The following is a 17,506-nucleotide window of genomic DNA, read 5'->3' on the forward strand; positions in this document are numbered from 1 at the left end:
CTGATGTCATTCTACTTTCTGGATTCTTGGGAGAACACGCGCTACGTCTTGGAATTGTCCTGCCCGTTCTTGAGATCGCCAATAATCACTCCAAACTCAACAATGAAGCCAACTATTTTTGCTTGCCCAATCTCGGATGAAATCATACAACCTCAACGGAGCGATCGTTTCCGAATAACACCTCAAATAAGTGGCAGTGAGCAATCCGAAAGCCATAACCAGCAGCTTTCAACTGTCCTCTACATTTGAATTGTTAGACTACTTAGTCCACCTATTTATAATACTTAGTCAACCTATTTCGGGCTTGCTCCATAATCTCTTGAATGCTTTTTTGAGGATCGCACATATCTTGGTCAATACTTGACGTTAAAAATAAAGGTAGATATTCTTCTCTATTCAATTTGCTTGGATAATCACCGTACTCTCGTGAATACTTCACACCTCGAAACAGCAAGTTACATCCGTCGTCTAGAGTGACATATTTAGCGCTCTTATCTTTTAAATAACAAGATTGTATATTTCCTCCAATAAAGATTTGAGTTGGATCTTCAACTGCACGTCTCATCATACGCAAACAAGCTACATCTAATGCTGAATCCATTTCCATCCCCCCACACATGAGAGAATTCGTCTCACCAAGAATCGTTTCGCGGGCTTTTTCAGCATTATTCCCAATAACAGAAAACAGCAACTCATTTTCCTCCTGAACCTCCTCTAAAACGAAATCTGATTCTGATTCTGGTTTTGGTTCTGATCCCCTGATTTTAATTATTCTTATTTCTCCACTATCATCTGTTGCTGTCATCAAATACTCAATTTTTTGATCCCATGCATCTTTCCAAAATTCATGAAGTGTAATTTTTATCCTGTCTATATATTCTTCAAAACTGTAATTTTCATAGAATGTTTTAAAAACCGAGTCTAAATGAATTAAGCTTTGTAGCCCAAGAGAAACAGCCCCAGCAATAGAAAACACAAAATCACGGGAACTCTCATTGTCATCTCTTATAGCAGACACTATTTGAATTTTAATTCCGCTATCAGTCTGATGCCTGATTTCTGCATTTGACGCTAGAAATCCTCCTGTAGCGGTTTGCTTGTCACTAGATCCAAGAATAGTGATACGAGAATCTGCATAGCAGACTGCTCTGGGAATATCATCATAAGGAGATTTCGACTTGTATGAAATACAAAGAGTCATAAATATAGTTCAAGGATTATAAAGTTGTATTCCTACAAAGTAGCACAATTTTGTCAGATCCAATGATTTGTTATGCCTCGATCACTTCTAAACTCTTAACTTTATCGCCTGAACAATCATCTTCTCAAGTTTGCTAAAGGCGATCGCACTGTTTTGTTACTATGAGGTGCGATCGATCAGTCTATAGCTATGGTGATAGGCGATCTATTCTTGATATTAAGCTTGAAAATAGTACAATGATAGAGAAGCAATATTTGATAAAATGCTATGCTCCAAATCTTAGATGCGCTGTTCGATGGCGAAACCCTTATTCCTGCAACACCTTTAAATATCAAACCAGGGACAAGAGTAAGGATTATTGTTGAAAGCCTATTACCTGAGACTAAAGCAACCAGAAAATCATTCTTACAAACTGCCAAATCTTTAAAATTGCAAGGCAATCCAGACTGGTCAGAAAACATAGACCAATATCTGTATGGAGAAAGCAAGTCAGAAAATGCATGAAGTTTTTTTAGATACATCCTTTGCGATTGCCTTATCTGCAACCACTGATCAAAACCATGCTAAAGCAGTTAATCTTGCTGAACAGATAGAACTTCAAAATCTCTATCTCGTCACAACTCAAGCAATTTTGCTGGAAATTGGTAATGCACTTTCAAAGCAAAGATATAGGACTGCCGCAATTCAACTTCTTGAATCTCTTGAATCAGACCCAAATGTTGAAATAGTGCTTTTGACAAATGAATTGTATTGCGCTGCCTTTGAATTATTTAGAAATCGCCAAGACAAAGAATGGGGACTGGTTGACTGTGTATCATTTGTTGTGATGCAAAATCGAGGAATTGCCGAAGCCCTCACTGCGGATGAACATTTCAATCAAGCAGGATTTCGGGCGTTGTTAAGAAATTAATAAATATGCGATAGCTACGCTCGCCGCAGGCATCGCCTTAACAATCATCTTCTAAAGTTTATTATAATGCAGTCATTCCAATGTTAGCAGGGCGAATAAGTCCTCGCTGAAGCACAAACCAAGGCAATCTCATTTGGTCGATCTGGACGCATACCTTTGTGGTAATAAAGGCTGCAACTTCTTCATGCAAGCCTGTTGGTTCCAAGTCAAATATATCTCTATCAATAAGTTCATAACGGTTATCGTCACGATAACTGACGAGAAACTCATCAAAGCTGAGTGCTTTCTGTTGAATTGGTCGGTTGGTTGCGATCGCCATATATCAACTTAGCCCAATTAATACATTCATTATATCGAAACATATAGTGTTAGTTAGGACTTACTGCTTGGTGTACTAGAGACTGGGGACAAAATACTTTATTTCCTCAAATCTCGCTAACATGAAAATGACGCGCTAGTAATAAGATGCACAGTTTCATTCCCCCAGAAAGATTTTTTCCCTACCTGACTTGGACCGACATCCAAGCTATGCCAAATAAAGAAAATGTCGTGATTATTCAACCAGTGGGCGCAATTGAACAACATGGACCCCATTTACCTTTGATTGTGGATGCTGCTATTGGTGTGGGAGTTCTGGGGGAAGCCCTAAAAAAACTTGATGCAAGTATCCCCGCCTATGCATTACCCACTCTGTATTATGGTAAATCCAATGAGCATTGGCACTTTCCCGGAACCATTACCTTGAGTACCGCCACCCTGACAGCAGTAATTATGGAAATGGGCGAAAGTATTTACCGGGCTGGGTTTAGAAAATTGGTGTTGATGAACTCCCACGGTGGACAACCCCAAGTTATGCAAATGGTGGCGCGAGATTTGCATATTCAGTATGATGATTTTTTGGTGTTTCCCTTGTTTACTTGGCGTGTGCCAAATATTACTAAAGAATTATTGACACTCAAGGAAGCAGCCGAAGGTATGCACGCGGGAGATGCGGAAACTAGCATTATGCTGTCACTGTTACCAGAACAGGTGAAAATGGCAGCAGCTGTGGCGGAGTATCCACCAATACCCAAGCAAAGCAGTTCACTAAGTTTAGAGGGAAATTTACCTGTGTCTTGGGCAACTAAAGATATCAGTAAATCTGGGGTGATTGGGGATGCAACAACCGCCACTAAGGAAAAAGGCGATCGCATTTTGGAATCTGTATCCAATGGTTGGGTGCAAGCTATTCAAGATATTTACAATTTTCAGCCACTAAAACCCCACTAGTAATTATGGAAATTTGTTAGTGTAGATGTAGTAATGGTAGTGCCAGTTGGCAAATTTTGAGTCCAGGTTAACATTCAGAGATCATAATTATGACGGCATTTGAACCTCACAGCCTTCGTTCTTATAGCCAAGAAGATGTGCAGCGTATTCTTCAGTTAGCGATCGCACGTCAAGCTGATGACCAAAATAAGGAATTTTCCTATGCAGAATTGTTAGAAATTGCTAAAGAGTTAGATATATCACCAGATTCCTTGAACTTAGCAGAAATTGACTGGCGATCGCAACGTAGTGAAATTGAACAAAGACAAGCTTTTCATTCCTACCGCATCGGCAGATTTAAGAAACGTCTTGGTAATTATGCAATTATTAACACTTTTTTAATAGTGCTAGATTTTATCGGCGGCAGTACTCTTTCTTGGTCATTGTACTTTTTACTATTTTGCAGCTTGACATTAGGTTTAGATATTTGGAATACCTTCCAAACTCAAGGTGAAGAGTACGAAATGGCTTTTCAAAAGTGGCATCGTAAACACCAAATCAAAAAAACCATTAACACCGTTTTCAGTAAGTGGTTTAAAGCTTTGCAAATTTAGTTATAGCAACCGAGTTTAATTATTGAAAAAACCTCCAGAAACTATCTAGAGGTACAATATATAATTAATTTGGTTTTATGCTAAAGCTTAAACCTAGCCAATTACCTTATGCTTGTTTTTCTGATTTTTTAATTGCCAACTAGCACCCAAAGCACCAAAGGCCAATAAACCTAACATTGATGTTGGTTCAGGAACAGACACAGGGGCGGCTAGAATTTGTCCGCGAATTTCACCACCAGGAAAAATATCTGTGTGGATATTGAAGTAAGCGTTACCATCTATTAGTTCTTGTGCTAGCACATCTGTCAAAGGTGAGGTAGCATCATCAAACCGCCAATCTCCGTTAATTGTCCCCGCACTGCTACCTGCAATGGGAGGGATGTCGGCATTATCAAGGGAGTGAACCACCGGACCGTTTGCACCTGCGGGGGCGTTGTGGATGTGTGCGAAGGGTGCGACTATGACACCTTGCAAATCGGAGTAATTGATTGCATAGTCAAAAACCCAACTACCAGGATCACCAGATAGTGTACCTGTGGCTGTACCCATACCTGTGGTATTTACTGAAGGAACCTCTTGATCACCATTGAGAACACTGGTGAAGTTAAAAACTGCTGCATTAGCTGCTAGGGGTGTGAGTGCGATCGCTGCACCCATAAATGTCCCAGTTAACAAAAGTTTCATAAATTACCTGAATGAGTATGTACAATCACATAATTGCTTCACAGAGATTGTACTCTACATCATAAATATGTGCTAATTTTCACCAATTACTGACGATTTGGGCGATCGCGTCTTTAGCTGCGGCTAGAGAATTTTGTCGCGGTTGATCACCCATGTTCAGACTATCAGCATGGATAAAAGTCACATCTGTGAGTCCGACAAAACCCAAAATAGTGCGAAGATAGGGTACTTGCTGATCATAGGCTTCAGCAGGAGTTCCTGGAGGAAAAGTACCGCCACGGGAAGTAATAATTAGTACCTTTTTGCTACTATCTACTAAACCTTTGTAACCATTCTCAGCCATAGCGAAAGTCCGACCAACCCGGACAATCTGATCAATATAAGCTTTAAAAGTAGAGGGTATACTCAAATTATACATTGGCACACCAAAAACATAGTAGTCAGCAGCCAAGAACTCATCAACTAATTCATCAGATAGCTTAATTGCTGCATTCATTTCCGGTGTGCGGGTATCAGGTGGTGTAAAAGCAGCAGCAATCCAGGATTCATCTACATGGGGAACAGGATTGCGACCTAAATCCCGATAATTAACGTTCACCCCAGGATGAGTATTTTTCCAAGATGTGACGAACTCAGAGGAAAGTCCACGAGAAATTGAACGTTCACCACGGGGACTAGCATCAATGTGAAGGAGATTTGTCATAAAAAAATTATGCTATACAAACTATAGTGATGGATATGAAACAGCCTGAAAACCAATGTCGAAAAAACTTACTACATAGACTTTAAATCAAGTATAGTTAAGATGAAAAGTAGGCACTTAAAAGTACGGTACTTACTAAAAAGTAACTATGAAAGCTGAAGCGCAAACAGATAGCAGACTCACTTGCGAAGTTGAAACTACATTAAAAGTAATTGGCGGACGCTGGAAAGTTTTGATTATTAGAGAATTAATCTCAGAGGTCAAACGCTTTGGGGAATTACAGCGTAGCTTACCGGGAATTACCCAAAAAATGCTAACTCAGCAACTTCGAGAAATGGAAGAAGACGGTATTATACATCGTGAAGTGTATGCACAAATCCCCCCAAAGGTAGAATATTCATTAACAACTTTAGGAAAAAGTCTAATTCCAATTTTATATGCAATGCATAAATGGGCTGTTGATCACTTTTTGCAAGTTAATGATTAGCACAACAGTCCAGTTAAATTAAGTTAAATTTTAGTTTATTTGTTGGTTTCTAAATATGCGATCGCCGCCTCTAATTCTGAGGGGTAAGTTTCCGCAAACCTTGCAAACCACAGACCTTCAGAAGAAAACCGATCTAATGTTTTTAACCATGTTTCGGCTTCTAATTGCAAAGCTACCAATTTTTGAGATTTCAGTTGGGCTTGTCGTAATTTTTCCCGTTTTAATGCTTCCTGTTTTCTTAACTCTTCATTTGCATCTAGTTCTGCAAAATCTGCCCTAACTTCTGCCAAAAGACTATCCTCTAAAGGTAAAGATTTTGGTGATTTGGAGATGAAAGATGGCGCTACATTTCTCTGTGGTTGTGATGCTTTGGGTTTAGTCGGATTATATTTAGTTCTGAGTTCATCTAGCAGCTTATCAAGAAAATCCATAGTTTTAAACTAGTAAGTCACAGCGTCAATAAGTTCCTAGTGGAAATCGGTGTTTATCTGTTTCATTACCGCCCAGCCATACTAATCCATAATGGCATTGAGTAGCACTTCCGATAAACTCAAATCTTCCATATCTTCCATTGTAATGGTGTCGCAGATATCAAATTTTGCGCCAGCACTTTGCAAATCATCATCTAAAACCTTGAGAAAGCGCGTAGCTTGTGCATCTGTCCCCACTTGAATGAAAGAAATACCAAGTTCTTCATCGACATCCATCCGGCGAGAAGCCTCAATTATTACTTTCATTACTGCTTTGCGGTCATCCGGTTCCCCATCTGTAACTACCAAGATAATTTCGCCATTGGGCTTAGTTTGACCTGTAATTTTGCGTTGAAAGTAGTCATCAGTGGCGTGTTTTAAGACACCTGCTAAGTCTGTAGAACCAGAGGGGTCATTTTCCTGAAAGATTTGTGTCACCTTAGCTGCTGTGACATTGTTATAGCGCTTGAATCTACCGGAAAATAAATATACAGTGATACCATCGGGGTCAAATTGCTCACACTTACTTGCTAAGGCTAAGGTAGATTCTTGTGCTGAGACCCATCTAGTTCTACCACCTTTTTGATCTGGGGTAGCCATGCTCCCGCTTTTGTCAATAATTAAGGTATAGTCTCGATTTTCCAGCATAATTTAATTCTCCACTGATAATTTGGGCATTTTTACTATAGCAACTGGAATTCAGGCTACAGGGGTAAGCGATCGCCCTAAGTTTAAGTTAGAGTAGCAACAGCGATCGCTTACCATCAACGACTATTCTTCTACATCAATCCAAATACTACCTTCCTCTACACGCACCGGGAATACTGGTAGTGACTTTTCTGCTGAAATCTTAGATAAAACTTTACCGACAACAGGCGGCCAAGGACACCAGGATTGTACCTCACCAGTACCTAAGTCAAAAGCACTGCGATGTATAGGACAAACAATCGCCCCGGTTTCCGTAATTTTGCCATTTTTCATCGGCATTTTTAAATGAGGACAAGTATTATCCACAGCATAAACCTGATTGTCGTGGTTCACCAGCAAAATTTTCCGTGTACCAACTTTTACCACCTGTCTCCCTTCTGGCGCTAGCGCATCCGCAGACAAAACTTTAGTCCAACTCATGGGTTTGGTTTTCCTTTCTTAATCATCTGCTTTCAGTTTCTCGCAATTGTGACCCATGCGATCGCACAGATTAAGTTAGTTAACTGAATGTTTTCGCTGTAGGATCTGTATAAGATGTCAACTTAATCAAACTGGCCTCTCTTATGCCCAGAAAATCCACATCTTCCTCCCAGTCCCCAACCACAACATCACTGGCGCTTTCATCTATCCATATCCGCCTAGAAACTTTAGACAAAGAACATCAGTGGCTATTGAAACAAATTAAAAGAAAACGCACCGAACTCAACAATTTTGTTGAACAGATGCGTTCCGTCGCCACAGATATCTTTAATCGCTGTCATCCCAAATTTGAAAACCTGATAGATATCGACCGAGAAATTCATACCCTATTTGATGAAATCTTCTCCCACAGAAAATTGGGTAAACAGACTAGAAAAGATATTACAGCCATTTATTATCAACTCCAGTTAGCCAGAATTATCACACCCAAACCCAAACATGATCCGGAAGATGAAGACATAGATTTAAACGAAATCTTTGGAAATGATACTCAGGAAGATAACTTTTCAGATACACATACAGAAGAAAATTATCAATATCGAGCCGCACCACAAGAGACAGACTTTTCTGTTGATAAAAAATCAGATGCTGCTAGGAAAATTCGTCAGACATTCTTGAGTTTAGCCGAAATATTTCACCCAGACAAGGTAAAAGATAGCGAAACTCAAAAGCATCATACCGAAATCATGAAGGAAATCAATAAAGCCTACCAAGATGGTGATTTAGCTAGACTGTTGGAAATTGAACAGCAACATCAAATAGGTAACTATATTAATCTTGATAGCGTAGACGATTTAACTCGTCAATGCATGAGCGTAGAACAGCAAAATCAAATCCTCAAAAATCAATATGAGACATTAAAACAGGAACTCCGCCAAGTGAAAAACACCCCAGAAGGCGCGATGGTTTCTGATTGTCGTAAAGCCACAAAATTAGGAATAGACCCCATTGGAACGATGGCGGAACAAGTAGAAGCAGAAATTAACACTATTAAAGCCATTCGGGATTTTGTCAAAGATTTTCGAGAGCAAAAAATCACTATTAAAGAGTTTCTCTCAGGACCCGTAAATCTGCGTTATACGGATGAAGATTCTGAGGATGATATGTTTGAAGAACTGTTTCTAGAATTAGGTGAACTCATGTTCTTTTAAAGAGTAACTTTCTAGATATAAATCATCATTCACTTCACCATGAGCAAAAAAATAGAAATAGCACAGAGTAAAATATCACTGCGACCTGGTACTTTATGGAATAGAATCCAAGAGCAGACTAAATATGCCTTAGAATGTGGAGCATTGCTATCAATACCGACAGATTTTGAATTTGTCGAGCAGAATAGCATCAAATTTTTAGTCAGAATTTTATCTAATCTTACTCGCAAAGATACCGCCCAGCCACCAAGTAAAAAAACTAATCCCTTTCTTCCTTACGAAGAAGATTTATTTGTTGCAGATATTTCTCCGACTCATGTTTCTATATTGAACAAATTTAACGTTGTTGACCATCATCTGCTAATTATTACTCGCGCCTTTGAAGAACAGGAAACACTACTCACCCTGGCAGACTTTGCCGCGATGTGTGCCTGTCTAAGTGAGTTTGACGGTTTAGTATTTTACAATGGTGGTAAAATTGCTGGTGCAAGTCAGCCACATAAACATCTGCAAATAGTACCCTTACCACTCACACCTTCCGCAGTGGAAATACCGATAGCACCGCTAATTAAATCGGCAAAATTTACCGACTCTGTAACCACTATACCGGAATTGCCCTTTATTCATGCTTTAGGGAAGTTAGACCCAAATTTTAATAATTCCCCCTTAGAAGCCGCAGCAGCGACACTAGAGCTATATCAGAGCCTATTAAGTGCTGTAGATTTAGCAACATTAGAGGATAATAGAGCATCTGGGGCTTACAATCTTTTAGCTACAAGAGAATGGATGTTAATTGTACCGCGATCGCACGAGCATTTTGATTCTATATCTATCAACTCCTTGGGATTTGCAGGGGCGTTGCTGGTGCGGAATCAACAACAAATGCAGACAATCAAGGAACAAGGGCCAATGACAATTTTGCAGAATGTGGCTTTACCAGTTGTATAGAACCTCACCCGGAGGGAAAACCTACTTGTGACTTCTCTCCGCAAGGGAAGAGGTTAAATGGATTTCTGGCTCAATTTTATTTATGTATTTTTATATTATCAGGAAGTAATAATTTTCCAGACATTGCCCAAATTGTTATTTTATATTTGTTTAATCGGAAGTCTAATATCGATTTTGGTTTCCTGGTCAGGAATGGAAGTACATTTGATAGAACCTCCATGTTGCTCAACGATAATTTGATAGCTAATAGATAAACCTAAACCAGTTCCTTGACCAGTAGGCTTAGTAGTAAAAAAAGGTTGAAAAATAGATTGGCAAATCTCGTCACTCATACCACAACCATTATCAGTAATTGAGATCACGATTTGATTATCCTGAAAATTAAATGTCCGAATCCAAATAGTTGGTGTTGTATCTGTAGTTGGATAAATAATTTTTGCTTTTTTAATCAATGCATCAATGGCATTATTAATTATATTTAAAAATACTTGATTTAAGCAGCGAGGATTACAAAAAAATGGAGGAATTTCCCCGTACTCCTTAATCACTACAATAGGTTTACTCTTACCATAAGAACATTTAAGCCGATGCTGCAAAATAAGGAGTGTACTATCAATACCCTCGTGTATGTCAGCTTTTTTATAGTCAGCTTCATTCAAACGTGAGAAATTTGAGAGCAATTGTACAATTTCTCCAATCCGAATTGTGCCAACTTCCATCGAATTTAGCAGCTTTGGCAAGTCGCTCTTGATAAATGTCAGGTCGCTATTATCAATAGCTTGGACAATTTTTATATCTGGATTTTGATATACAGAAGCATAAATTTCTAGAATATTTAGTAAGTCATCGGTGTACTGATGAAGATGTTCTAAATTACCATGAATAAAACTCACTGGATTATTAATTTCGTGGGCAATACCAGCAATCATTGTTCCCAAGGCTAACATAGTTTCACGTTGAATTAATTGCATTTGAGTTTGCTGATTTTCTTGTAATTGAAATAAAGCTGACTCTGCCTTTTCTTTAGCTTTGCGGTATTTTTCCTGTACTAAAAACAGTCGTTCCAGTGTTTGATAGTAGATAGTAACGCTAAAAAACACAAATAATGCTCCAAAAAAGAAAACCATGCCAGTGAGCAATGGTATCCATTCAATCAGCTTTCCAACTGTTAAATAGATGCATAACAAATAACCGCCCAGAAAAAAAATCATGAGGAAAAACATGATTCGCCAACTCAGTCTTTCTGGTTCTGTCTTGAATAATTGGAGAATTTTTTGAGTCCTGAGAATGGATAATCCCAATATCCAAGCCCCAAAAGTAATTAGGGTGATAATCAAAAACATAACAATTGAAGAACTTAGCATGGGATTGAGCCGAAATAGACAAAAAAAACTGCAAGATGGTTTGTAAATTCCTAGTATATTTATGCCCAGCAGGTAAGTATATACACAATAATTAATGGCATTAATTATTGCGGCTCAACAGCGTTAACCACTTAGGGGTAAAAGTAGCGAAGACAATATTGGCAAGTGAGTTTGTAGTTGAAGCGTTGTATCTATTACAGTTACCAAAACTGTAACAGTAATAAAAGATCAGGCTATTAAGGACTATTCTGGGTAAATGCAACAGGGCAAAGATCACAAAACAAGTTGAGTGTGAGGATTTACCAATGTCTTATCCCATTCCGTCCAAAATGTGGCAGCGAGTTAGTATTTTAGCACTATTTTTGTTAATACCGTCAGTAGGACTTGCTGTTTTACATCAGTCTGGGACAATTGCCATTCCAGCTAATAGAAGTTCTGCCAACAAATCCATTCTACCTAATAACCCCGACTATCAAGCACTCCAGGCATTAGTAAACAATTATAGTTGTGTCGTCACCGTCCAAAACTTTGGCACTTCTCCTATCACCCGGACAGAGTTTGCTACAGTCTTGAATAGTTGTTTAGACGCAACTAACTCTACAACAGTTGCTGAAGCCGACCAAAAAATTCTGCAACGCTTACAAAGGGAATTTACATCAGAGTTAGCAACCCTCAACAACTCCATAAATGAGATACAAGCTGATAGTAATCTTACTTCCAGCCCAACTAGAGAAGCCATTCAAGCTCCCTCTGTCTCTAAGGTTCGACCCTCTGGTATGCCTTCCTCTACATCTGCCCAAGATCAAGCTTTTGGTAGTTCAAGTAGTCCTCGCCAAAATCGTAGTAGCAACATTGAACCTCGCATGGTCGCCCCCGTACCGGAACCGCCAACGGGTACTACATTCAACACAGAGAACTATAACCGCATTGAGGATAATTCCTTTCATCGGGTGAGTGATGAACCTCTTTCTACCTTTTCCATAGATGTAGACACAGCATCCTACAGTAATATGCGACGCTTTATTACTCAAGGACAATTACCACCCAAAGATGCTGTGCGGATAGAGGAAATGATTAACTATTTTAGCTACGATTATCCTCAACCCAGAGGGAATCGCCCTTTTTCTGTTAATACCGAGGTGACTACTGCTCCCTGGAATCCCCAACACAAGCTAGTACAGGTAGGTTTGCAAGGTAAACGTTTGGAGAGTGAAAACTTACCAGCCAGTAACTTAGTATTTCTGATAGATGTTTCTGGTTCTATGAACCAACCCGCAAAATTACCTTTGGTCAAACAGTCGCTGAGATTATTAGTGAATGAACTGCGTCCTCAAGACCGGGTAAGTTTGGTAGTTTATTCTGGGAATGCGGGATTAGTTTTACCTGCTACTTCTGGGGATGAAAAAGCAGAAATTTTGGCGGCCATTGACCGCTTGGAAGCTGGGGGTTCTACTGCTGGTGGTCAGGGGATTGAATTAGCTTACAAAATTGCTAAAGAAAGCTTCCTCAAGTCTGGAAATAATCGCGTAATTTTAGCTACGGATGGAGATTTTAACGTCGGGATTTCCAGTGATGGCGAGTTGACCAGATTAATTGAACAGAAGCGAGATCAGGGAATTTTTCTCACAGTTCTGGGATTTGGGACTGGTAACTACAAAGATGGCAAAATGGAGCAACTAGCTAATAAGGGTAATGGCAATTACGCCTATATTGATACCTTATTAGAAGGGAAAAAAGTCTTGGTTCATGACATTAGGGGAACTCTGTTTACTATTGCTAAGGATGTAAAAATTCAAGTAGAGTTTAATCCCGCTAAAGTCCAAGGATACCGCTTGATTGGCTATGAAAACCGCCTACTGCAAAACCAAGATTTCAATGACGATAAAAAAGATGCAGGGGAAATTGGGTCTGGTCATTCTGTGACTGCACTGTATGAGGTGATTCCTACTGGTGTGGATAGTGATGTAAAACTCCCGGAGGTGGACTCGTTAAGATATCAGCGTCCTGCTGTGACTACTCCAGCCGATAATGAAATGATGTTGGTAAAACTCCGGTATAAATTACCAGAGGATAGCACCAGTCAACTGATTACCCAAACTATCTCAGATCGTGACTTTAAAGCTAACCAATCACCCTCCCGTAATCTGAGATTTGCGGCTGCGGTGGCGACTTTTGGCATGGTACTGCGTGATTCTGAATACAAGGGGAATGCAGATTTAGATTTGGTGATGAATTTGGCAAGTCAAGCCAGAGGAGAAGATGAAGAGGGCTATCGGGCTGAGTTTATACGCTTGGTGGAACAATCTAGGGGATTGATGACCAGGAGGTGAACCCCACCCCCAGCCCCTCCCCGCAAGCGAGGAGGGGAGAATTTGAGCTAAATTATTTCTTGGCGACGATGATGGGCAGCTTGTAATAATAAGGACTCAGCAAAGGCGATCGCATCTGTGGCAGATTTACCCCCAGCTAACTGGGCTAGTTCTTCTCGGCGATGACTGAGATTTTCTAAATTCGTGACTCTGACCACAGTACGCTGCTCAGTATTATTACCCTGAGTAATTGTTTGTTTATCTACACGGAAATGTCTGTCCGCCATAGCTGCAACTAAGGGCTGGTGGGTGACACATAATACTTGGTTTTTTTGACTAAGTTGATGTAACTTTTCGGCGATCGCCTGAGCAACTCTCCCAGAAACTCCCACGTCAATTTCATCAAATACCATAGTTTCGGCGGCATCCACTTGACAAAAACAGGCTTTTAGTGCTAGTAAAAACCGACTCATTTCACCACCAGAGGCGATCGCAATTAAAGGTTGCAGAGGTTCCCCAGGATTCGGGCTAAACATAAAGGTAATTTTGTCTGCACCTGTGGCTGTGGGGGAAATTGCGGCTATCTCCACCTGAAACTTTACCTTTTCCATCGCTAAAGGCTTCAATTCACCCAGCAATTGAGATTCTAAATATGCGGCGGTTTGACGACGCAACTTTGTTAACTCTGCACAAGCTTGATTTAATTCTACAAAACAGGCTGTTTCCTGTTGTTCTAAACTTTCAATAGATAATTCACTATCATTCAGTTCCGCTAATTCCCCTTGGATGCGTTGGTAGTAGGCGATCGCTTCTGTCAAAGTCGGGCCATACTTGCGACAGATTTGTTTCAATTCCTGAATCCGCTCTTCTACTTCTTCCAATCGTTGGGGATCAGCTTCCAAACTACCACCATAAGCATTAATTTGTCTGCCCACCTCAATCATCGCCGTTTGAGCATCCCTGACCAAATCCAACAGAGGTTGTAGTTGGAAATCGTACTCCACCATATCAGTTAAAGTGGCTTCGCTATCCCCCAATAAATCGGCAACGGCTGGGGTTTCATGATCATTTTGATACAAGGACTCATACACCTTGTAACTCATCTGTTGCAGTTCCACCACGTGATTGAGGCGTTCCCGTTCTTGCAGCAGTTGTTCCCATTCTTGGGGATCGTGGAGATTAGCAGCCCCTAATTCCTGTATTTGATAGGTGAGTAAATCCAGTTGCTGGAGACGTTCCCTTTCTGATGTCCGGCGTTTTTCTAACACCTGATGGGCTTGTTGGTAAGCAGTAAAAGCCGTAGTGATAATTTGACGCTGTTGTAGTAACGAGTCACCACCGTAGACATCTAACCATTCCCGGACTTGGGCGGATTGTCCCACCTGTACAGTTTGACCTTGGGCGGTAATTTCCACCAGGCGATCGCGCAAAACCCCCATAATTTGCCGATTTACCAACACCCCATTCACCCGTGACCGGCTGCGAATATTACTAGCCGTAGCCGTAATTTCTCGGCTAACCACCACACAATTATCTTCAGTTAAATCAATTTCCTGTTCACTCAACCAAGCAGTTAAAGCTGGATGAGATGTAAAAGTCGCCTCCACCATAGAGCGACTAGTCCCAGTACGAATCACTCGACTAGAGACTTTACCACCCAAAGCCGCATCAATCGCATCCAAGATAATTGACTTTCCCGCGCCGGTTTCACCCGTGAGAACATTCAGTCCCGCGCCAAATTCTAGTTCCAGTTGGTCAATGAGGGCAAAATTTGCAATTCGCAGGTAAAGCAACATCAAGCCAAATTCTCCATGAGGGCAGATGCCGAGACTTTTAAGTTACACAAAACTCAGCACAATATTTTTGTTACCAACTATTGGTGCATATTTTGATGATACAACGCTTTTCCATCGGAAATCTAGACTTGGTTTTTATGCCTCAAGTCACCCTACCGACAAAATCCCACGCTCAGGTTGAGAATCAAGATATTATTTAGAGCAAGCACCAAAGAGGTTAGTACACAATCACCCACTCCCGGACACTGAGCGACTTGTACTGAGCGCAGTCGAAGTAAGCCGAAGTGCCACTCCCTGCTATAAATAAAGACTAATCATAATTTTGGTTGTCATAAAACCATAATTTTTTTCCCTATGATGGATGCTTGTACTCTAACTTATTGTTACAATACTTCACATAGTCAATGCGAAAAGTGCCTGACTCCATGATTGTGAAGACACTCCCCCCGACTTCCCCAAAAACCGAGGACAAACCACCAGTGACTGAAGTAGTAACAGAAAATGGCCAATCAACCTTGGTTGTTAGTTCACCAAAGCGCATAACTCAGCCACACCTAGAGACTGAGGCCATACTTTACGATCCCCAAGAAATCAGGGAACATTATCGCCATCGACCCCTGACAGTTTTGCAGCGTATTTTTGCAGTTTTGGGACCCACTTTTTCCTTTGTCTTTGGGTTGTGGTGGGACAGTGTTCGAGGAGTAGTGGTGAAACAAGACCACCGTCGCGCCGTTCAACTGCGAGAACTACTCACCCAACTGGGGCCTGCTTATATCAAAATTGGACAGGCTTTATCCACTAGACCGGATTTGGTTCCCCCTGCATACTTAGAAGAATTAACCAGATTACAAGACCAATTACCACCGTTTCCCAACGAAATTGCTTATCAATTTATTCAAGAAGAATTAGGCGCAGCACCTCCACATATTTACGCTGAAATCTCGCTACAGCCAATTGCGGCGGCTTCTTTGGGACAGGTTTATAAAGGTAAACTGAAAACGGGTGAGGAAGTCGCTATTAAAGTTCAGCGCCCCGACCTCAGAGAAAGAATTACCATTGACTTGTATATTTTGCGCCAACTTGCTGCATGGGTACAAAATAGAGTTAAGAAAATTCGCAGTGATTTGGTTGGTATTCTCGATGAATTAGGCGATCGCATCTTTGAAGAGATGGATTATATTCATGAAGGAGAAAATGCCGAACGCTTCTTTGAGTTATATGGTCATATAGAAGATATTTACGTTCCCAAAATTTACTGGGAATATACCAATCGTCGCGTATTGACGATGGAGTGGATTAACGGCACAAAATTAACCCAAACCGCCGAAATTAACGCCCAAGGTATAGACGCTCGTTATCTGATTGAAGTCGGAGTCCAATGTTCACTGCGCCAGTTACTAGAACATGGATTTTTCCACGCTGACCCCCACCCAGGTAACTTGTTAGCCACACCAGAAGGAAAATTGGCTTATCTCGACTTTGGAATGATGAGCGAGGTACAACCACCCCAGCGTTATGGTTTAATTGAGGCGATCGTTCACGTAGTTAACCGTGACTTTGAAGGTTTAGCCAACGACTACGTAAAGCTAGATTTTCTATCCCCAGAGACAGATTTAACACCAATTATTCCCGCCTTTGCGAGAGTCTTCGCCGATGCTCAAGGAGCCAGTGTTGCTGACTTAAACATCAAAAGCATCACTGATGAACTCTCAGCCTTAATGTATGAATATCCTTTCCGCGTTCCTCCCTACTACGCTTTAATTATTCGCTCCCTGGTAACTTTGGAAGGGATAGCCATATATATCGATCCAGAATTTAAAGTCCTCAGCGAAGCCTATCCTTATGTTGCTAAACGCTTGTTAACCGACCAAGCACCACAATTAAGAACATCTCTGCAAAATTTACTTTTTAAAGATGAAAAATTTAGGTGGAATCGGTTAGAAAACCTGTTAAAGAATGCTAAAAAAAATCAAGATTACGACTTCAATTTAGTATTAAACCAGGGATTAGACTTTCTCTCATCGGATCGTGGTGCATTCATTCGGGACAGAATGGTAGATGAATTTGTTAATGGACTAAATGCTGTCAGCAAAAATGTTTTACACAATTTCACTTATATTCTGCGAGAACAAGTCGGTTTAACAGCAATTAACGAAACCCCCAGAGCCACAGTTGAACAACAGCAAACCCTAGAGCATATTAAAAATATTTTAAATATTCTCAGAGAAACCCGTGGTTTTGACCCAGTGCAATTAGCACCCCAAATGGCTCAATTGTTAGTTAATCCTGGTGTCCACCGTTTAGGTCAGCAAGTTACCAATCGTCTCACACAAAAAGCGATCGCGCATTTCATTCGGGAATTATTAGCAGCTGAAGAGATTAACAGCGATAAATCTGCAAGGACTTCTTTAGCTACGAGAGCGTAAGATTCGC

Annotated in this window: 18 protein-coding genes; 9 read left to right on the top strand and 9 right to left on the bottom strand. The window is 40.6% G+C overall.

Annotated features, from left to right (window positions below; genetic code table 11):
* Positions 1-271: 271 nt before the first annotated feature.
* On the bottom strand, positions 272-1,201 hold the full coding sequence (locus tag VB620_RS07385; RefSeq protein WP_323195498.1) for a hypothetical protein: 930 nt from the start codon (positions 1,199-1,201) through the stop codon (positions 272-274).
* A gap of 267 nt (positions 1,202-1,468) precedes the next feature.
* Here VB620_RS07385 and VB620_RS07390 point away from each other — a divergent pair, with 267 nt between their 5' ends.
* Together VB620_RS07390 and VB620_RS07395 are read left to right on the top strand one after the other, a co-directional pair.
* Positions 1,469-1,705: an antitoxin family protein gene (locus VB620_RS07390; protein ID WP_323195499.1), complete on the top strand. Its 237-nt coding sequence runs from the start codon at positions 1,469-1,471 to the stop codon at positions 1,703-1,705.
* Positions 1,677-2,111, top strand: a complete 435-nt coding sequence (locus VB620_RS07395) for a type II toxin-antitoxin system VapC family toxin (RefSeq protein WP_323195500.1) — start codon at positions 1,677-1,679, stop codon at positions 2,109-2,111. Before VB620_RS07390 ends, VB620_RS07395 begins: the two co-directional genes overlap by 29 nt.
* A gap of 61 nt (positions 2,112-2,172) precedes the next feature.
* Here VB620_RS07395 and VB620_RS07400 read toward each other — a convergent pair whose 3' ends face one another.
* Positions 2,173-2,430, bottom strand: coding sequence for a hypothetical protein (locus tag VB620_RS07400; protein WP_323195501.1), 258 nt, complete (start codon positions 2,428-2,430; stop codon positions 2,173-2,175).
* A gap of 146 nt (positions 2,431-2,576) precedes the next feature.
* Between VB620_RS07400 and VB620_RS07405 the strand changes: the two genes are divergently transcribed.
* Positions 2,577-3,380 carry a creatininase family protein gene (locus VB620_RS07405; RefSeq protein WP_323195502.1) on the top strand — a complete coding sequence of 268 codons (804 nt, stop codon included), beginning with the start codon at positions 2,577-2,579 and terminating at the stop codon, positions 3,378-3,380.
* 89 nt (positions 3,381-3,469) lie between these two features.
* Positions 3,470-3,973 (top strand): 2TM domain-containing protein, encoded by a 504-nt coding sequence (locus tag VB620_RS07410; protein WP_323195503.1) that lies wholly within the window; start codon positions 3,470-3,472, stop codon positions 3,971-3,973.
* Between the two features lie 93 nt (positions 3,974-4,066).
* Here VB620_RS07410 and VB620_RS07415 read toward each other — a convergent pair whose 3' ends face one another.
* Both VB620_RS07415 and VB620_RS07420 read right to left on the bottom strand, forming a co-directional pair.
* On the bottom strand, positions 4,067-4,657 hold the full coding sequence (locus tag VB620_RS07415) for a CHRD domain-containing protein (protein ID WP_323195504.1): 591 nt from the start codon (positions 4,655-4,657) through the stop codon (positions 4,067-4,069).
* 79 nt (positions 4,658-4,736) lie between these two features.
* A complete protein-coding gene (locus VB620_RS07420) occupies positions 4,737-5,360 on the bottom strand; it encodes an FMN-dependent NADH-azoreductase (protein WP_323195505.1) in 624 nt (207 codons plus the stop codon).
* Positions 5,361-5,508: 148 nt separating this feature from the next.
* On the opposite strand from VB620_RS07420, the gene VB620_RS07425 reads away from it, so the two are divergent.
* Entirely contained in the window at positions 5,509-5,847 is a 339-nt protein-coding gene (locus tag VB620_RS07425) for a winged helix-turn-helix transcriptional regulator (RefSeq protein ID WP_323195506.1), read from the top strand.
* A gap of 35 nt (positions 5,848-5,882) precedes the next feature.
* On the opposite strand, the gene VB620_RS07430 is transcribed toward VB620_RS07425, so the two are convergent.
* The 3 genes from VB620_RS07430 to VB620_RS07440 form a co-directional block, all read right to left on the bottom strand.
* On the bottom strand, positions 5,883-6,278 hold the full coding sequence (locus VB620_RS07430; RefSeq protein ID WP_323195507.1) for a salt stress protein, Slr1339 family: 396 nt from the start codon (positions 6,276-6,278) through the stop codon (positions 5,883-5,885).
* 81 nt (positions 6,279-6,359) lie between these two features.
* Entirely contained in the window at positions 6,360-6,965 is a 606-nt protein-coding gene (locus tag VB620_RS07435; RefSeq protein ID WP_323195508.1) for a vWA domain-containing protein, read from the bottom strand.
* Between the two features lie 123 nt (positions 6,966-7,088).
* On the bottom strand, positions 7,089-7,445 hold the full coding sequence (locus VB620_RS07440) for a Rieske (2Fe-2S) protein (protein WP_323195509.1): 357 nt from the start codon (positions 7,443-7,445) through the stop codon (positions 7,089-7,091).
* Between the two features lie 143 nt (positions 7,446-7,588).
* On the opposite strand from VB620_RS07440, the gene VB620_RS07445 reads away from it, so the two are divergent.
* Both VB620_RS07445 and VB620_RS07450 read left to right on the top strand, forming a co-directional pair.
* Positions 7,589-8,656 (top strand): J domain-containing protein, encoded by a 1,068-nt coding sequence (locus VB620_RS07445; protein ID WP_323195510.1) that lies wholly within the window; start codon positions 7,589-7,591, stop codon positions 8,654-8,656.
* 57 nt (positions 8,657-8,713) lie between these two features.
* On the top strand, positions 8,714-9,604 hold the full coding sequence (locus tag VB620_RS07450; protein WP_323195606.1) for an ATP adenylyltransferase family protein: 891 nt from the start codon (positions 8,714-8,716) through the stop codon (positions 9,602-9,604).
* 140 nt (positions 9,605-9,744) lie between these two features.
* Here VB620_RS07450 and VB620_RS07455 read toward each other — a convergent pair whose 3' ends face one another.
* On the bottom strand, positions 9,745-10,968 hold the full coding sequence (locus VB620_RS07455; protein ID WP_323195511.1) for a sensor histidine kinase: 1,224 nt from the start codon (positions 10,966-10,968) through the stop codon (positions 9,745-9,747).
* A 305-nt stretch (positions 10,969-11,273) separates the two neighbouring features.
* On the opposite strand from VB620_RS07455, the gene VB620_RS07460 reads away from it, so the two are divergent.
* Positions 11,274-13,298 carry a YfbK domain-containing protein gene (locus VB620_RS07460; RefSeq protein WP_323195512.1) on the top strand — a complete coding sequence of 675 codons (2,025 nt, stop codon included), beginning with the start codon at positions 11,274-11,276 and terminating at the stop codon, positions 13,296-13,298.
* Between the two features lie 47 nt (positions 13,299-13,345).
* Here VB620_RS07460 and recN read toward each other — a convergent pair whose 3' ends face one another.
* Complete coding sequence (gene recN / locus VB620_RS07465) at positions 13,346-15,073, bottom strand: DNA repair protein RecN (RefSeq protein WP_323195607.1); 1,728 nt, start codon at positions 15,071-15,073, stop codon at positions 13,346-13,348.
* 425 nt (positions 15,074-15,498) lie between these two features.
* On the opposite strand from recN, the gene VB620_RS07470 reads away from it, so the two are divergent.
* A complete protein-coding gene (locus VB620_RS07470; protein WP_323195608.1) occupies positions 15,499-17,499 on the top strand; it encodes an ABC1 kinase family protein in 2,001 nt (666 codons plus the stop codon).
* Positions 17,500-17,506 lie beyond the last annotated feature (7 nt).

It is taken from the genome of Nodularia harveyana UHCC-0300, assembly GCF_034931085.1.
GTDB lineage: Bacteria > Cyanobacteriota > Cyanobacteriia > Cyanobacteriales > Nostocaceae > Nodularia > Nodularia harveyana.